The organism is Agrobacterium vitis (genome assembly GCF_013426735.1).
Lineage (GTDB): Bacteria > Pseudomonadota > Alphaproteobacteria > Rhizobiales > Rhizobiaceae > Allorhizobium > Allorhizobium vitis_D.
On sequence record NZ_AP023274.1, the window covers coordinates 184,995 to 201,878 of the forward strand.

General features: G+C 57.1%; 13 protein-coding genes. 3 read left to right on the plus strand and 10 right to left on the minus strand.

Translation table 11 applies throughout. The features are described 5' to 3' along the window. Nucleotides 1-247 precede the first annotated feature (247 nt). From H1Y61_RS23135 to H1Y61_RS23145, 3 genes are read left to right on the plus strand one after another with little or no spacing between them, the layout of a single operon-like run. Complete coding sequence (locus H1Y61_RS23135) at nucleotides 248-646, plus strand: hypothetical protein (RefSeq protein WP_235680992.1); 399 nt, start codon at nucleotides 248-250, stop codon at nucleotides 644-646. After that, the gene (locus H1Y61_RS23140; protein ID WP_180575477.1) at nucleotides 646-1,776 is read left to right on the plus strand and encodes an efflux RND transporter periplasmic adaptor subunit; all 1,131 of its coding nucleotides are present in this window, start codon (nucleotides 646-648) and stop codon (nucleotides 1,774-1,776) included. The genes H1Y61_RS23135 and H1Y61_RS23140 overlap by 1 nt, the downstream gene beginning before the upstream one ends. Further along, nucleotides 1,773-4,829 (plus strand): efflux RND transporter permease subunit, encoded by a 3,057-nt coding sequence (locus H1Y61_RS23145; RefSeq protein WP_180575478.1) that lies wholly within the window; start codon nucleotides 1,773-1,775, stop codon nucleotides 4,827-4,829. Before H1Y61_RS23140 ends, H1Y61_RS23145 begins: the two co-directional genes overlap by 4 nt. A gap of 117 nt (nucleotides 4,830-4,946) precedes the next feature. Here the strand turns inward: H1Y61_RS23145 and H1Y61_RS23150 are convergent, their stop codons facing one another. The 10 genes from H1Y61_RS23150 to H1Y61_RS23195 all read right to left on the minus strand — a co-directional run bounded on the left by H1Y61_RS23150 (nucleotide 4,947) and on the right by H1Y61_RS23195 (nucleotide 16,879). Next, a complete protein-coding gene (locus tag H1Y61_RS23150) occupies nucleotides 4,947-5,906 on the minus strand; it encodes a FecR family protein (protein WP_180575479.1) in 960 nt (319 codons plus the stop codon). Nucleotides 5,907-6,235: 329 nt separating this feature from the next. Next, nucleotides 6,236-6,778: an RNA polymerase sigma factor gene (locus H1Y61_RS23155; RefSeq protein WP_180575480.1), complete on the minus strand. Its 543-nt coding sequence runs from the start codon at nucleotides 6,776-6,778 to the stop codon at nucleotides 6,236-6,238. 294 nt (nucleotides 6,779-7,072) lie between these two features. Beyond that, entirely contained in the window at nucleotides 7,073-7,867 is a 795-nt protein-coding gene (locus H1Y61_RS23160) for an ABC transporter ATP-binding protein (RefSeq protein ID WP_180575481.1), read from the minus strand. Then, the gene (locus tag H1Y61_RS23165) at nucleotides 7,857-8,840 is read right to left on the minus strand and encodes a FecCD family ABC transporter permease (protein WP_174113597.1); all 984 of its coding nucleotides are present in this window, start codon (nucleotides 8,838-8,840) and stop codon (nucleotides 7,857-7,859) included. Before H1Y61_RS23165 ends, H1Y61_RS23160 begins: the two co-directional genes overlap by 11 nt. Beyond that, nucleotides 8,837-9,865, minus strand: a complete 1,029-nt coding sequence (locus tag H1Y61_RS23170; protein ID WP_180575482.1) for a FecCD family ABC transporter permease — start codon at nucleotides 9,863-9,865, stop codon at nucleotides 8,837-8,839. The genes H1Y61_RS23165 and H1Y61_RS23170 overlap by 4 nt, the downstream gene beginning before the upstream one ends. Beyond that, nucleotides 9,862-10,752, minus strand: coding sequence for an iron-siderophore ABC transporter substrate-binding protein (locus H1Y61_RS23175; RefSeq protein ID WP_235680993.1), 891 nt, complete (start codon nucleotides 10,750-10,752; stop codon nucleotides 9,862-9,864). Before H1Y61_RS23175 ends, H1Y61_RS23170 begins: the two co-directional genes overlap by 4 nt. 104 nt (nucleotides 10,753-10,856) lie before the next feature. Then, entirely contained in the window at nucleotides 10,857-13,172 is a 2,316-nt protein-coding gene (locus H1Y61_RS23180) for a TonB-dependent receptor (protein WP_235681001.1), read from the minus strand. Nucleotides 13,173-13,461: 289 nt separating this feature from the next. Beyond that, the gene (locus H1Y61_RS23185) at nucleotides 13,462-14,301 is read right to left on the minus strand and encodes a ferric iron reductase (RefSeq protein ID WP_235680994.1); all 840 of its coding nucleotides are present in this window, start codon (nucleotides 14,299-14,301) and stop codon (nucleotides 13,462-13,464) included. A gap of 95 nt (nucleotides 14,302-14,396) precedes the next feature. Then, a complete protein-coding gene (locus H1Y61_RS23190) occupies nucleotides 14,397-15,191 on the minus strand; it encodes a thioesterase II family protein (RefSeq protein WP_180575486.1) in 795 nt (264 codons plus the stop codon). Continuing rightward, nucleotides 15,188-16,879 carry a condensation domain-containing protein gene (locus tag H1Y61_RS23195; protein WP_180575487.1) on the minus strand — a complete coding sequence of 564 codons (1,692 nt, stop codon included), beginning with the start codon at nucleotides 16,877-16,879 and terminating at the stop codon, nucleotides 15,188-15,190. The genes H1Y61_RS23190 and H1Y61_RS23195 overlap by 4 nt, the downstream gene beginning before the upstream one ends. Between the last annotated feature and the right edge of the window lie 5 nt (nucleotides 16,880-16,884).

The following is a 16,884-nucleotide window of genomic DNA, read 5'->3' on the forward strand; positions in this document are numbered from 1 at the left end:
TTTGATCCCTGCGCCCATTCGTCCCGCTGGTCAAAATACGGTTAAGCACGAAAATTTCGCAGCACGACCCTTCCAAATGTATTACTAGGTTTGCAGATACCCAATCGGCAATATTTACATAAATTTACATATTCTTAAATGACATTAACAGGAAGATGCTTATAGTGCGGCCAAATGCTCGAGGCACCACGAATTCAAGCGGAATACAATTATTAGGTCCATCACAATCTTCGTCACCGAGCCTTTGTTGAGTTCGACGGGACCAAAAAGTCCGTCGGATACGCAAGCAAGCGGCAACGCCGTTGTCGATCATGATATTGCCATAACGCATGATAAGTCAGATCTTTTGGCTGCTGTTATCGGCAGTGAGACGGCGTTCCCTAGGGTGAAAACATCGATCACCAAGGCGAAGCTCGTTGTTAACGTCCATCATAGCCATTTTAGTCCGGTCATTCAGGGTGTGACCTTTGTCGGCATCAGTCTCTTTGACGGCCAACAAACTTTGTGTGCTGCGCGATCTGCACCGATCACCCTCATCGAAATCAAGCGCGACATCGTCCGCTACTGGGTCGCACCCCGCACGTCTTCAGGAGGCGGATTCTCCGCCCCGGTGGGTGCCCCGACCTCCGCAAAGGGAATTTATTGATGCGCAAATTTTCTACCAGGTCTCTCGTGATGATGTTCGCCGTGGGGTCTTTTTTTATACCCACCTTCGCTGCCCAAAGTCAGGATAGTGAACAAAAGACGGATCAAGCGGCCGCACTGAGCGTGAGCTTGGTCAAGCCGGAGGTTTTGCTGTGGCCCGTGATTATCCCCGCCAGTGGTCGTCTTGCCGCCTGGCATGAAGCGACAATCGCAGCAGAGACCAGCGGTATGAAGGTCACCGATGTTAAAGCAGATGTTGGCGCACACGTAAAAAAGGGCGATTTGCTGGTGCAGTTTGCGCCGGAATCTGCCCAGGCTGACCTGGAGCAACAACAAGCGAATGTTGAGAAAGCGGAAGCCGATCTTGATCAAGCAATAGCGAATGGTGACCGCGCCCGAGGATTGACAAGTTCTGGCGCATTATCAAGCCAACAGATAAAGGAATATCTGATTACCGAGCGTAAAGCGAAAGCCTCTCTCTTTTCGGCGCGGGCTGCGTTGGTATCGTCTCAGCTTACCTTGGACAGGACCAAGGTGTACGCAGTGGACGACGGGGTCATATCCGAGCGCTCCGCATCTCTTGGTGATGTGGTGACCGCCGGTGGCGAGCTGTTCAAGTTGATCCGCCAAAATCGGATCGAATGGAAAGCGGAATTGCCATTTAATCGGCTGGCTGATGTCAAGGTCGGCACGAAAGCCGTCATCCCAACGCCGCGCGGCGACGTGCACGGTGAGGTCAGGATGGTGGCACCTTCGATGTCAACCGACAATGGTCGCGTCATCGTCTACGTGACGCTGAATCCCACTCCAGGGATGGAGGCCCCAAAGATCGGCATCCTGGCCAGCGGCTACTTTGAATTCAACAACACGGATGCGCTCACAGTGCCCGCTGCTGCCGTCACCCTCAAGGACGGCTTCTCATATGTGTTCATTTTGAACTCGGCAGACAAAAAAACGGTGACACGCAAGCGAGTAAAGCCTGGACGGCGGCAGGACGATCGTGTTGAAATCATTTCAGGAATTGAGAAGACTGACGACGTTGTTGCGTCAGGCGGCGTCTTCCTTGCAGATGGCTCTGTAGTCCACGTTGTCGACAGCAATGATGCGGCAACGACGGAGGAATCAAAGTGAATTTCTCCTCTTGGTCTATTCGCAACCCTGTCCCGCCGTTGCTGCTATTTGCATTGTTGACGGCCTGTGGCCTTTGGGCATTCAATCGTCTCGACATCCAAAACTTCCCGGATATGGATCTTCCAACCATCAATATCAGCGCGACGCTGGACGGCGCGGCGGCAGCCCAGCTCGAAACGGAAGTGGCCCGCAAGATCGAGGACAAACTGACCGGCCTGAGCAAGCTGGATTCGGTAACCACGACGATCACTGATGGTTCAGTCAGCATTTCTGTCGCATTTGAGGTTGGGAAAGACACGCAAGCCGCATTGGACGAGGTCAAAAGCGCAGTCGATCAGGCCAAAAGCGACCTGCCACAAGATATGGATGATCCAACGGTCTCAAAGCAATCGTTGAACTCTTCTCCTCTGATTACCTTCGTGGTGCATTCCGACAAATTGGACGATGCAGAACTGTCGTGGTTCATCGATAACGACATGTCAAAAGCGCTGATGGCTGTCAAAGGCGTGGGTGAAGTTGGCCGTTTGGGCGGCATCGATCGGGAGATCAGGGTAGAGCTCAATTCCAACATGCTCGACAGCCTGGGCTTAACCGCCAATGACGTGAATACTCAGCTTGAAGCTGTGCAAACCTATCTGTCTGGCGGCAAAGGACGAATTGGTGGTGAAAGCCAGTCTGTGCGTACCGTGGTTGCGGCAGAAACTGCCGATGAACTGCGCGCAATGCCTGTCCCGCTGCCAAAAGGCAGTTGGGTCAGACTGGACGAACTTGGCACAGTGACCGATTCCCAAAGCGATTTGACCTCACTTGCATATCTCAATGGAAAACCCGTCATTGCCGCCCAGATCAAACGGTCCAAAGGCTATTCAGATATCGCCGTCACCGACGATGTCCGCACCGCAATGAAGGCCTTTGCCGCGGCCAATCCGCAAGTGACAATCGAAGAAGCCTACAACACGATTGTTCCGACCGAGCAAAATTATGAATCGTCGATGGACATGATCTACGAGGGTGCGGTGATCGCGGTCCTGGTGGTCTGGATGTTCCTGCGCGATTGGCGTGCAACACTTCTGGCGGCTGTCGCTTTGCCGCTGTCGATCATACCGACATTCCTCGCCATGTATTTTTGTGGCTACACGCTGAACACGATCACGCTTTTGGCGCTATCGTTGGTGGTTGGTATTCTTGTCGATGATGCGATCGTCGAAATCGAGAATATTGAACGACACCTTAGAATGGGTAAAAGCCCCTTCGATGCTGCAATGGAAGCGGCAAACGAAATTGGTTTGGCGGTTATCGCCACAACCTTCACGTTGGTCGCCGTGTTTTTGCCGACCGCCTTCATGGGCGGAGTGGTCGGTATCATTTTCAAGCAATTTGGCATCACGGCCTCTGTGGCTGTTCTTGCTTCTCTTTTGGTCGCTCGGTTGGTCACGCCGATGATGGCGGCTTACATATTGAAGCCTGGCACTGCAAAAGAAGAAGAAGACGGTCGTTTGATGCGGTCCTATCTTTGGCTTGTGAAAGGGGCGCTCCGGCGTCGCTGGATACCGGTGCTGGGGACTGTCGGATTTTTGGCATTCACACTTCTGCTCCTGAGCCATTTGTCTACCGGCTTTTTTCCGGCATCTGACGATGCGCAAACCAAGGTCACCATCACGACGCCGACGGGATCGACGATTGAGACAACGGATGAAGCGTCGCGAAAAGCGTCCGAGATCATCGCCAAGGTTAATCATGTTACCTCCGTGTTTCAGGCAACGGGTACGGCCTCCACTGGAGGCGGTGCAAGCAGTACAACGACGTCCAGCACCAATAGCGCCACGATTGTTGTCAACCTGACGCCGATTGGCGAGCGCGATGTCAAGCAGTCGCAGATCGAAGCGGATTTACGAAAAGCTTTGGAAAAAGTGCCGGGCCTGCGCCTTGAAACAGGCACTGGCGGGAATGGCACGCAGCTCACTCTCACCTTGTCAGGGGATGACTCCGAAGTTTTGGAAAAGGCAGCCGCCAGCCTCGAGACGGGTCTGCGCACATTGTCCGGTATTGGCAACGTGACATCCTCTGCCGCCATGCAGTCACCAGAGATCATCATCAAACCGGATTTGGCGAAAGCCGCGTCCTTGGGTGTGACGTCCAAGGCGATTGCTCAGGCTATTCGGGTAGCGACGGCAGGAGCGTATGATACCGCGCTATCCAAGCTTAATCTTCCTGAACGTCAGATCAATATCCGGGTCATGCTGGACACAACAAATCGCCAGTCCCTTGACGCAATATCTCTTATCCCGGTCGAGGGCAGCGCGGGCAACGTTGCCCTTGGGGCAATCGCTGATATTTCTATTGGGTCCAGCCCAAGCGAAATCAATCGGCTCGACAGATCACGCAATGTCACACTCACGATTGAACTGAATGGCAGGAGCCTATCCGAAGTCACCGCTGAGGCCGCCCAATTGCCAAGCTATAAAAACTTGCCACAAGGCGTAAAATTTGTCGAACAGGGTGAATTGAAGCGTCAAACTGAGTTGTTCAACAGTTTCGCCACGGCGATAGCGATCGGCATTTTCTGCATCTACGCTGTTCTAGTCCTCCTCTTCCATGATTTCCTGCAGCCGGTCACGATCCTGATGGCAATTCCGCTGGCGCTTGGCGGGGCCCTGTTGCCGCTTGTACTCACCGGTACCAGCTTCTCGATGCCTGCGGTGATTGGTCTGCTCCTTTTGATCGGAATCGTCTCCAAAAACTCCATTCTGCTTGTGGAATATGCGATTGAAGCACGCCGGGGAGGCATGTCTCGTTATGACGCGCTTGTCGATGCGTGTCACAAACGCGCGCGTCCGATCATTATGACCACAATCGCGATGGCTGGCGGCATGGCACCAGCAGCGCTCAGCCTCGTCGCCGGCGATTCTAGTTTTCGTCAACCCATGGGTATCGTCGTGATTGGCGGGTTGTTGACCTCAACCTTCTTGAGCCTCCTGATCATCCCGGTGGTGTTCACATTTTTAGATGATCTTCTGGTTTGGCTTAAAGCGAGGTTCGGAGTGACCTCGTAATCTATAGCATCTGACTGGAGACGAGATAGGGAACAAGCCTGCTGCCCCCATGTCAAACCGGAAGCAGGTCAACGAGAGTGTTTATTAACAGCCGTGACAGAGAGAGTTCTGCGGATATTATGACGGATGGATAACGATCAAGGGACCTAAACGTGTGACTTCCAAGCCAAGCGCCTTTTTGACGAAAGCAAGCGCGTCTTTGGTATCCGCAACCTTGATCGTACCGCTGACACGGCGACGCGCCAGCGCTGAACCCGCAATGATGATCCGGCCTCGGAAATGCCGGTTCATCTCCTCAACGACATAGGAAAGAGGCGCGTTGTCAACGGCGATTTGTCCGCGCCTCCATGCGAGAGCGACGAGGCCGTCGACCGGCGTCACGGCTGTCGTTTTCCTGGCGTAGTCGTAGATCGCTTGCTTGCCTTCGTTCACGCGCAGAGAGGCCGCCTGTTGACCGTCGCGCTCAAGCTGCACCGCATTCTCCGTGACCGTCACCTCGGTATCTTCTTTGCCGTAGCGAACATCGAACGCTGTGCCGAGTGCGATCACCTTTGTCTCGCCAGCCACCACCGTAAAAGGTCGTTCGGGCGCATGAGCGACCTGAAAGAAGGCTTGGCCCCGCAGGAGGCGGATGATGCGGTGCCCCCCGGTGAAATCGACGGCAATCGCCGAGGACGCATTGAGCTGGACGATGGAACCATCCTCCAATGTACGAATGGGGGTTTCATCCGTACCGGCGATCATGTCCGCTTGCATGCGCAGCGGCCCATCGAATGCAAAGAAGGCGCCGGTTGCAAGGGCTGCCACCAACAGTGTTGCGATGATCGGCTTGGCCATGTTGCGGGGGCGCATGTCGATATCGGCCAGACCAGGATCGGACTGAATCGCGCGGCCAGCGTCGCCCATCACAAACTCGGCTGCGCTGTAGGTCCGACAGTTTTCCGGATCGCGCTTAAGCCATGTCTCAAAGAGAGCCCGGTCGTCCGGCGATTGGTTTGGGTCACCGTTGCGCAAGAGCCAGTCGGCCGCCTCGCGGTTTCGTCTTTTCCGACTGTCACTCGATTCCTTGACCGGCATGGCTTACTCCAGACGCATCCTACGACCTCTACAGTGTCATACGCCGTATATGGCGCACAAAAGCTCGCTGTAGCGCTTTATATCTGCTGCATAATTATCGCTCTAAATCGATTTCGATTTAAGGCAGTATACAGTAGACGTTTGACATCCACGGTTTGGGACACTGACAACTGTCCAATCGCAAGGATATGACGGTTCTGCGTTCACGATACGGGATTCTTTGGGGATCAAGAGTTTGTCAGGGATAAGTGGCCACCGGTTTTCCCAAAAAGACGAACGAAAACGAAAGAAACGAGAGCCTGTCTGGTTCAATTTGAACCTGACTGCCTCTAGAGAATCCGGTCAAGGCAATGGGCAAACGCACGCCGCAGGTGCCGGTCGACCATGTTTCTGGAGATGTTGAGCCTGATGCTGATCTGGTCTGGTGTCAGATGATAAAGGCGATGGAGAATGAAGACGACACGTCGCCTCTCCGGCAGTTCCGCAATTGCTTCGCGAAGGGCTGCAAGCCGCGCTTCTATTTCCAGAGTGTGGTCCGGCGCGTGCCCGGTGCTTGGCGCCGAGAGGGCTTCCCGCTCCGATCCTGAGAACAGCCGGGCTTCCTTCGTTTCCCTGCGTTGGCGGTCAATGCCGAGATTGATGGCGGCACGGCAGAGAAAGGCCTTGATCGACCGCTTGTTCAGGAGAACCTCCGGTTTGGCGGCGAGCTTCACGTAGAGATCGTGCACCACGTCGCGGGCCGTTGAACTCGGGTGTCCCCGGCGGCGCACCGCATTGGTAATATCAGCATAGTGTGCTTCCATGGCTAGATTGAGCAACTCGCTGCTGTCAACGGTGTCCCAGACAAGGGACGAGGAGGAAGATCTCGACATCTGCACATGGTTCCCAGCGAACGGTAGGTCAGGATAGACGCGGCTGAACCGTCATGGGGAATGGCTAGACAATCCCGAAAAGACGTGCAAGTGCAATGCCTTAGAAATGTGCCACTTCAGTCTGCTGCTGCGGAATAAAACAAGACTGTAAAACTCATCTTTGTGTCTGATTTTCTTGCCTGAATCCGTCTGATCGACTTCACCTGCTGGTGGCAAAGCAACCCGGACCTTCTCGAAAATAGCAAGAAGTGTGATATTTTGGTGACATTCCTTGCGGCCTCAGAGAAGGCTGCTTCAGAGCGGAATGCACAAAGGCGTTCCGGTAACGGGATCACGGATCACCATGCTCTTGACCTTGAAGACATCGGCGATCGTCTCCGCACTGATGACCTCATCAGGGGTTCCGATGGCCCTGATCCGGCCATCCTTCAAGAGGGCAATGTGCTCGGCGTAGCGTGCAGCCTGATTGATGTCGTGCAGCACGGCCACGACTGTCTTGCCGCGCTTTGCGACCAACATCGTAATCAGCTTCATCAGTTCAATCTGATGTTCGAGGTCGAGATAGGTTGTTGGCTCATCGAGAAAGATGGTCTCGCCCTGTTGCGCCAGCGTCATGGCAATCCAGGCACGCTGCCGCTGGCCGCCGGAAAGGGTGTCCAGCATGCGGTTTGCAAGATCGGTCGTGCCTGTCAGCATGAGGGCCTCGTCGCATGCCTGCTGATCCTCAAGGGACCAGCGACTGAAAAGTGACTGATGCGGATAGCGCCCTTGACGGACGAGATCGGCAACGGTCAGCCCCTCAGGCGCGACAGCCCCTTGCAGCAACACGCCCACTTTTCGCGCCACCTCGCGGGTGGAAAGCTGCGATACATCAAAGCCATCAAGGATAATGCTGCCAGCGGATGGTTTCATCAGCGCTGCGAAGGCGCGCAGGATTGTCGATTTGCCGCTGCCATTGGGGCCAAGCAGCGCTGTAAAGCGCTGTTGCGGAATGGCAAGATCGAGATTCTCAACGATGCGGCGATTGCCATAGGCAATATCGACGCCCTTGCTGGTGATTCTGGCAGCGCCTTGCGGGTCAGTGGTCATGGCGACGTCTCCAGAGAATATAGCCAAAGAAGGGAGCGCCGACGAGCCCGGTCACGATTCCGGCCGGGAGCTGCGCTGGGGCCAGGATGACACGACCGATGAGATCGGCAGCGACCACAAGGCAGGCACCCACGAGGGCAGCGACCGGGAGGATCCGGGCGTGGGACACCCCTGCCAGCCGGCGCGCGATATGCGGCGCGACAAGGCCGACAAAGCCGATGAGACCGGACACGGCAATGGCGGCACCAGAGAGTACGGTCACCAGCAGGATCATCAGGCCCCGTATGCGATCGACGGGCTGGCCGAGGCTCCTTGCACTATTGTCACCGAAGCGGATCAGATCGAGCTCCCGCGCGGCGAGAAGGGTGAGTGCGATTGGCACGATGAGCCAGAGCGCAAGCAGCCGAACCTTGACCATGTTGGCGTCGTAGACGCTGCCTGCTAGCCACACCAACGCCCGCTGGACGTCGCCAATGTCACCGAAGGCGGACAGGAAAGTGGTCCCGGCGGAGGCGAGGGCGGAAAGCCCGATGCCGATCAGGATGATACGCAGCGAAGACGTGCCGCTGCGCCAGGCGAGCGCAAAAACGGCAAGGGCCATGGCGCTGGCACCCAGGAAGCCTGCCACTTGCAGAAGCGCCACTGGCGGATCACGGATCAACACAATGACCGCCATGGCCGCGGCAGCCGCACCACTGTTGATGCCCAGAACGCCCGGATCAGCAAGCGGATTGCGCATGATGGCAATGCTGATCGTGCCGGCGAGCGCGAGTGCGACGCCAACGAGGAGCGCCAGAAGAAGGCGCGGAAGGCGTAGATCCCAAACAATCATTTCGCTCTGCAACTGGGCACGACCCGTGCCCATCAGCACATCGTAGAGTTCTTGCCAACCCAAGGACACGTCGCCAAAGGCGAGACTTGCCGCCATGAGAAATGTGAGCAGAAGCATCAGGGCAAGGAGAAGCCGGATCATGCGCCGTCCCTCAGCCGCGTGCGGGCGAGATAGAGGAAAAACGGCGCGCCGATCAACGCAATGGTGACGCCGACGGGAAAGCTCTGGCTTCCAAACACCAATCGTCCGGCCGTATCTGCCACGATCACCAGCAGCGCACCGCCGAGTGCTGAGAAAGGAATGATCCAGCGATAGTCAACGCCGACACACATTCTCGCAACATGGGGCACGACAAGCCCGACGAAGCCAATCGGTCCGGCAAGTGCGACGGCACCCCCTGCAAGCAGAATGACCACGGCGACCGACACGCCGCGCCAGACGATGGGGTTCTGGCCGAGCGCGCGCGACGTATCCGCGCCAAGGCTGATTGTCGTCAGATGACGGCCAAAGGGCAGGGCAGCGATCAGCCCGGCAATGATATAGGGCGCAACGGTCTTAACTTGCTCGATGTTTCGTCCCGTCACCGAGCCTGCGGTCCAGAGGCGCACGGCATCAAGAGTACTCTGGTCAAAGATCAGCATAACGGTGGTCACAGAGGTCAGGAAGGTCGCAACGATAGCTCCCGCCAGCACGAGCCTGAGGGGGGATTGCCCCACCATTCCCATCGAACCCAGCGCATAGACAACGGTCGCGGCGATGGCTGCGCCGAGAAAAGCAAACCAAACGTAGATGTCGCCGATACCGGCACCGAAAATGGCCATGACGGAGACAACTGCAAAGGCTGCGCCTGCGTTGATGCCCAGCAGGTCTGGTGAGGCGAGCGGATTGTTTGTCACCGCCTGCATGATGGCACCAGAGACAGCCAGTGCGCTGCCTGCCAGCACCGCCGCAAGCACACGTGGTAGGCGAATGGTCATGACGATCAGGTGATCCCGCGATGTCTCGGATGCGAAGAGTGCAGAGATGACCTTGGCGGGCGGCATCATCGCCGCACCCAGTGAGATGGCGATCACGGTGGCAAGCATGAGCAGACAGAGTAATGCGGCAAGCGCAAGCACTCGTCCTGCATCGGTTTCTGCAATATAGCCAGCCGTGCGGTCGGTCATGGAGCCGTCAGGATGAAGCGTTCGACATCGTCGAGGATACGGTTCGCCGAACTGATGCCGTAGAAGCTCTGCCAAGGGCCGCGATCGACCCGATAGGCGCGACCTTCACGAACAGCGGGCAGCAATTGCCAGAGAGGGTTCTCCGTCACCTGCTTTTCCAGCACGTCATCCGGCCCGCTTTCGAAACCGCTGGCGGAAACGTAGAGCAGCACGTCGCCATCAAGATTTGCCAGTTCCTCCCAGTCTGGACGCTTCACGATCGTGCCGTCAGTCACGGTCTCGTAGGCCGTTCGCTTTACGCCTGCCTCATGCAGCACCGCGAAAGGGGCGTAGGCGTTCGGTCCGTCGACAAACACGACAAACCGATCAGGGGCCAAACGGACGGTAGAGACCGTGAGCTTCTTGTCTTTCATGCGTTCACGAATGGCCAAGACACGGTCATTGTAGGCCGTCAAAGAACTCCTCGCCACACCTTCACGACCGGTCACTTCGGAAAGGCGCTGGAGATAGACCTTCCAGTCCATATGCGTGAAAAGCACCGTTGGTGCAATCTTGGCAGCCTGTTCGTAGATGCCGGAATGGGCCTCCGCCGAACCGATGATAAGATCTGGTTTCAAGGCTGCGACACGCTCCAGGCTTGGCTCCCTGGGATTACCGAGATCGACCATTTTTTCGGCCCTGACCACATCGAGCACTTCGCTTTCCGTGATTGCCATATAGGGGGTCGCGATGACAGATGCCTTCAGTTCGATCAGCATTCCAAGCGTGATCAGTGGGTCGAGAGTGACGATCCGTTTTGGCGCTGCCGGAATGCAGAGGGGCGGATTGTAGACATCCTCGGTCAGCAAGGTCCCCTGGCAGGCGGCCTGCGCCAGTGAACCGGTCATAAGAAACGCGAGGAGAAACAGACAGAAACGCAAGAGGGCCACCATTTTGTCGCCGGAAATCGAAAACGGCTGCGGGGGTAATGCCCCCCCGCAGCCCGAGATAATCAGAACTTGGCCCGAAGGTTCAATCCGAATGATCGACGCTTGCCAGCCTGGCCGTAAGGCAGCGAGTAATCCGGATCAATTAGGGTGAAGTATTTTTCATCCGTCAGGTTCTCCGAAAACAGCGTCACCTGCCAATTGTCCTTCTTGAAGCCCACCTGCGCGTTGACGATGAAGCGCGCATCGATCTTGTACATGCCGTTCGTGCCGAAGCGCGAATTATAGCTCGTTGTGTACTTGGCATCGGCTCCGACAAAAACACCATTTTGGAACTCATAACGGCCGCCAAAGCCCAGGCTCCATTCTGGTGCTTCGGGAAAGGACTTGCCGTCCTGCGGTTCGCTGAGTGCTGCATGGTTGAAGTCGATGAACTTCGTGTTGAGGTAACCGACCGATGCAAAGGTGGTGAATTGGTCCGTGACCTGCATGGACGGTTCGATTTCAAAACCCCAGGAGCGAGATGTGGCGGCGTTCGAAATGATGCGATAACCGGGGATCGAGGGGTCAGGCCGGATCTCGACCTGCTGATCCGAATACTTAGTGTAGAACAGATTGGCATTCAACGTCAGGCGGTCGTCCAGCAGTGTTCCCTTGTACGACAGTTCAATGTTCTTGGAGTATTCGGGATCATAGGTGCCGAGTTCGCCCGTCACGCGGTCGAGATAGGACCCACCCGAGCGGAAGCCTTCCGTATAGGTGAGGCCCACCTTCTGGTTGCTGCCGAACTCCTTGGATATGCCGACTTTAGGCACGAAATTATATTCGGTAAGGGACGTCGGGTCGCCAGTCAGGACAGGGGAGTCATCGATCAGACCGGAATAATTTTGCTGGTGGTCCTTGTCTCTCAGATAATCCAGGCGTCCGCCCAGCGTCGCAAACCAGGTCGGCGCAAATTCGTAGGTCGCTTCACCGAAGATGGCCAGGTTCGCGGTGGTGCGGTGCTGCGTATCATTCTGCTGGTAGTAGTCGAACGCGACGATATCCGTGGCACCATCCCACTTTTCGTAGCTGCCATAGATGCCGGTTACCCATTTCCAGCGATCGCCTTCGTAGTTCAGGCGGAATTCCTGGGTGAGGATGGAGTTGTCATCTTCGCCGGTGATACCGTTGACGACATTTTCGGTGCCATAATCAATGGAGCGCCGGTTATTGATGCCATATTGATAGCCGGTCTGCGATGTGAAGCGCAGGGTTTCAGAAATGTCGTGGGTGACCTCAAGTCCGAGATTATGCGCCTCGGTCCAGCGATATTCGGTGTAGGTAACAGGCGCGTTATTGAAATCCCCCCGTCCCGAATAGAGCCCGACGAGTGCGTCGTTCGGCCGGTCCTTCGAGTAGGAATAGGTGAGGACTGCGCGGGTATCCGGCAGCTCTGACGGCGTCAACAGCAGCTTGGCGCGCGCAATGCCGCTAATATCAGTGATCAGATCGTCGTAATTGTCGTATGACTTGAAATCGGAGTAGCTGGGCTGGGCCTTCGAACGTTCATAGGATCCGGAGAGCCGCAGCGCGACCTGATCCTCTACGATAGGCGTGTTGACCGTGATGGCGGTGCCCACGAGATGATCGGTACCAACGGTCGTGGAAACCTCGACTTCCTTTTCGAAGGTCGGGTCCTTCGATTTGATATAGACGGCTCCGGTCATGGCGGCGCGGCCGGAGAGCGTCGATTGCGGGCCGCGATAGACCTCGACCTGCTCAACGTCCCAGAGATTGCGGGCGCCGAAGCGGGCATTGTAGCGAGTCTGAAGGATGCCATCGATATAGATGGAGCCTGCCGGCCCACCGGAGGATACCAGGCCCTCGGAACTCATGCCGCGGATCACGAAACCAGCGTTGACTGTGGCGCTGTCCATCGTGTTCGCCATGCGACGAAACGTTTCCTGCGTGGTGCGGATCTGGCTGTTCGCCAGGCTTTCGGCATTGAGAATAGCGACACTGCTTGTCGTACCGCCAAGCGTGGTCGCATTGCGGGCACCGTAGATCACGATGGGTTCGAGCAGGGTTCCTTCTTGCTCCGGGTTTTCTGAGGCAGAAGTCGCATTCTGCAAGGTGACCCGGTTTTCGCCGGCAAAGCGCGCATCGACGCCTGTCCCGGCAAGCACGGCCTTCAAGGCCTGTTCGGGTGTCAGCGTCCCATTCACGCCGCGGGTTGATTTGTTTTGGGCAACCGACGCATCGAACAGAATCTGGAGGCCCGTCTGGGCAGCAAGGCTGTTGAGCGCTGGAGTAAGCGGACCGGCCGGTACGGAAATCGCGTGCTGCGACATTTGAGCCTGCGCCTCTCGCACCATTGCCGGCAGGGCAGGTATCAACATCACAAGCGCCGATCCTGCGAATAGGACGGCTCTGAGGCTCGCCCGGGCCTCGTGTGTAGTGGAAAAAGTCTTCGTCATAGAACCCCCAAAACTCTCCGGTACTCAAGGCTTTACAGCCAACCGTAAGGAGCAACGCCACGTTGTGCTCGGGAGGTAGACGATTGATTTTCCCGGTTTGGGACTCTGATCCCAAAAAAATCTCGAGGTTTTTAGAGTTTTTCAGGGAAAAGTGGTCGCAAGTTTTCACGAAAAGACAAACGAAAACAAAAGAATAGATAGTCCATCTGGTTCAGTTTGAACCTGACTTAATCTCATCAGCGACACCGAGATGTTGACGCATGGCAAGGCGCAACTCTTCGTCCCGCTCTGTAGGTGCCTTCAGGACGCAGGTCGGACAATATTCTCCGCCCTTAACGAGATAAAATCGACAGCAGCCGCCGCGTTGACGAAAGGTGTATGAAAATTCCTGCTGGTTGTTGTCGAGCACGCTCAAATCGAAATAGTGGAGTTGACGGTTGGCTAGCGGCGAACCGGGCACTTTGAGGATCTGCATTGCCGACGCCTTGGCCGCCTCGACGCTGCCGAACCTGCGGCCGGAATCGAGAAAGCGACCGGCAATCGCATCAGCGGCGAGCCGCCAGAGCGCTGTGCGGGAGAGGCGCGTGCGTGCATGGATCGCCTCGATGACGGGGCGGAAATGCCGCTCGATTTCGGCCCGGAACCGTTCTTCGGCAACAGCGTCACCCAATTGGCCCTGCCAGAATGTCTCGTCGAGAAAACGGACATGGGCGCGTCGCACCCGGTGCATCTCACCGTCATGCGGCTCTTGCGTCGTGTAGAATGAAAGCGCCACGCTGGCCGGAGAAAGGTTTGGGATGAGGCCAAAACCAACGAAGATCGGTACAGTTGCGGCGGCCAGAATGTAGCCGTAGTCGGTCATCAACAGCGCCCCAGCCGTCTTGATGTCGGTGCCTTCGTTCAGCGATTGTTCGAAGGCGAGAAAGTCGCCCAGCGCCACCTCGTCGGAAAAAAATACCTCGGTCGTCGTCCATTCTGCGTCTGCCGGACCGATATCCGCACGGACATCCGGCATATAGGCGGCCTGCGCATCCAGTGCGCGGCGGACCATTGCCTCCTCCGATGTTGGTATGTTCATCGCGGCCATCATCGCTTAACCCTCGCGCCTTAGAGCATCGTGCCGAAAATTGGAATCGGCACGATGCTCTAGATTCTTGTTTTCGCATCGGACTTTCCGAAAACCGGTTCCCACTTTTCGGACCGATGCTGTAGGCGATTTTCGCCAGTTCCGAACCAGAGAGTTGCCAGTCGTGCGGGCAGCGTGTCAAGTACCGGGCGCTCCAGCATATGCGCGCCCGCGACCGGATGCAGGCGCGTGCCGCCGGTCACGAAATCACACCAGGCTGCGGCGGCCTGCCGGTTTACAAAGGCGTCTCCATCGGAAAGGAAAATATGGGCGGGACAATCGAGCGTGCCGCGCGTCGCATCATGGGTATAGGTCTCGCATATTCTGAAATCATTGCGCAGCAACGGTTCGAAAAGCTCCATTGCCTCGGGATTGTTGAGGATTTCAGCATCTGTTCCGCCGAGATCGATGAGCGCTTGGCGAAAGGCGTCGGCTTCCATCGTGTGGAACGGCTCTCGCTCATAGACCATGCGGTCCGGCGCATTGCAACCGAGCGCGAAAAACACCTCCGGCATCGGCAAACCTGCCGCTTTGAGCCGACGGGCGATTTCATAGCCGAGGAGGGCACCCATCGAATAGCCGAAAATCGCATAGCGCCCGCCGATATAAGGTTCAAGCTCAACGGCCAGCTGATCGGCAAGCGCGTCAATTGACCTCGGTGCCGGTTCGCAATAGCGCGCTTCGCGGCCCGGCAGTGCGACCGGATGCACCGTCATCGTGCTCGGCGCGGTTTGTACCCAGTTGCGGAAAAGCCCGGCCCCGGTGCCTGCTGGCGGCAGGCAAAGAAGCACGGGGCGTGATGGCGTTATCGTCATATGTCAATCTCGATATGGTCTGTGGCCGGGGGGACTTGCGGGCGAAGGCTGTCGATATAGGCCGCAAGGTTGGCAAGGACGGGGTGCTCAAACAGGACGCGCATTGGTACAGGCACGCAAAACGCGCCGCGAAGTCGGCTGGCGACACGCACGGCAAGGAGCGAATGGCCGCCTAGCTCAAAGAAGTTGGCCTGCCCATCAAGGGGACCAGATTTGAGCACCTCCGTCCAGATTTGCGCCAGTGTGATTTCGGTTGCGGAAGGCGTTGCGGATTTCGGGATGCCCGATGGTGCCTGTTTCAGTGGCATCAAATGGGTGCCGTCCCCAGAACCGCCCTCAGAGAGACCAGCCGCCGCCATCACTGAAGGCAGTTCATCCAGAATTGCGCACACATCTGTGGTGGATGAGCGGATCATGATGGCGATAATATCTCCCAGTCGTTCGAGCAGAGCCGCTGCGGTCTCAGATGCGAGCATGTCGCGGCTGAAACCGGCCATCAGCGTCAGGCCCGTCGGGTGCGGTGTTGCCCAGAGCGTGAGCGGAAAATGGGTTCGCTCATCAAAGTCGATGCCTTCGGTTTTGAGCAGTGCAGGCGCATCCGTCCGCTTCGCCTGCACTGGAAAATTCTCAACAACGAGCAGCGTGTCGAAAAGCGAAACGCCCGGGCCTTGGATAGCGGCGAGGGGTACATGGTCGTGTTCGCCCGTTTCGGCATGGGCTTTCTGGAGGCCTGCGAGCCAGTCCGAGACGGATAGGCCCTCATTAAGGCGGACACGCACGGGCAGCGTATTGATGAAGAGGCCGATCATCGTCGTTGCGCCCTCCAGTGTCACGGGGCGCCCGGCTGTGGTTGTGCCGAAAATCAGATCACGGCTTCCGGTCTGGCGTGCGATCAGCAAGGACAACGCGCCTTGCAGCAGCGTGTTGAGCGTCAGCCCATGGGCGGCACCATAGGCCAGCATGGCCTCATGCAGCGGCTTTGGGACTTCCCGGCATTGCCGCTCGAACTGGCCTGTCGCTTCCCCTGCCAGAAGCCGGGTTGTGCCTGCAAAATCCTGAAGTCGATCCTGCCAGAAGCGAAGCGACACGGCCCGCTCGCGCTTCTTCAACCAACCGATGTAATCGCCGTAAGGACGGGCGGGCGGAAGGGCTGGCTCGGCCCTGTCTGCCGCGCGCCGATAGAGCGAGAGCACTTCGTCGAGCAATTGACGGATCGACCAGCCGTCGAGGATGATATGGTGGTAGCACACAACCATGATCGACTGGTCTTGTCCTGTGCTGATCCATTGGACCCGGATCAGAGGCGGACGGTGCAGGTCAAACGGCTCGGCCCGGTTGGCAGAAAACAGTGCTTGCAGCCGTTCACGCTCGCTTGCCGGATCGTTGCCGGTCCAGTCCAGCGTAGTGAATGCCACCGGAAGGCTGCGGAAGGCGATCTGGAACGGCTCGTCGCGCTCCTCCCAGAAGAACCCTGAACGCAGGATCGGATGGCGGTCGATTGCGTCTTGCCATGCCGCCTTCAGAGCGTCCGCATCGACGGCTCCGGTGATGCGCAGCGCCGTTTGCGGCATGTAGAGGCCGTCGCCGGGGGAAGACACCGAATGAAAAAGAATGCCCTCCTGCATCGGGGCAAGCGGATAAATGTCGGCGATGTTGTTGCGCTCAAGGCGCTGGCTCGCATTCTGCATGGTGC

Excerpts from the sequence above, each read along its gene's own strand:
- H1Y61_RS23140 (WP_180575477.1), top strand. The coding sequence starts at position 646 with ATGCGCAAATTTTCTACCAGGTCTCTCGTGATGATGTTCGCCGTGGGG.
- H1Y61_RS23150 (WP_180575479.1), bottom strand. The coding sequence starts at position 5,906 with ATGCCGGTCAAGGAATCGAGTGACAGTCGGAAAAGACGAAACCGCGAG.
- H1Y61_RS23155 (WP_180575480.1), bottom strand. The coding sequence starts at position 6,778 with ATGTCGAGATCTTCCTCCTCGTCCCTTGTCTGGGACACCGTTGACAGC.
- H1Y61_RS23160 (WP_180575481.1), bottom strand. The coding sequence starts at position 7,867 with ATGACCACTGACCCGCAAGGCGCTGCCAGAATCACCAGCAAGGGCGTC.
- H1Y61_RS23165 (WP_174113597.1), bottom strand. The coding sequence starts at position 8,840 with ATGATCCGGCTTCTCCTTGCCCTGATGCTTCTGCTCACATTTCTCATG.
- H1Y61_RS23170 (WP_180575482.1), bottom strand. The coding sequence starts at position 9,865 with ATGACCGACCGCACGGCTGGCTATATTGCAGAAACCGATGCAGGACGA.
- H1Y61_RS23175 (WP_235680993.1), bottom strand. The coding sequence starts at position 10,752 with ATGACCGGTTCACTGGCGCAGGCCGCCTGCCAGGGGACCTTGCTGACC.
- H1Y61_RS23180 (WP_235681001.1), bottom strand. The coding sequence starts at position 13,172 with ATGTTGATACCTGCCCTGCCGGCAATGGTGCGAGAGGCGCAGGCTCAA.
- H1Y61_RS23185 (WP_235680994.1), bottom strand. The coding sequence starts at position 14,301 with ATGGTCCGCCGCGCACTGGATGCGCAGGCCGCCTATATGCCGGATGTC.
- H1Y61_RS23190 (WP_180575486.1), bottom strand. The coding sequence starts at position 15,191 with ATGACGATAACGCCATCACGCCCCGTGCTTCTTTGCCTGCCGCCAGCA.
- H1Y61_RS23195 (WP_180575487.1), bottom strand. The coding sequence starts at position 16,879 with ATGCAGAATGCGAGCCAGCGCCTTGAGCGCAACAACATCGCCGACATT.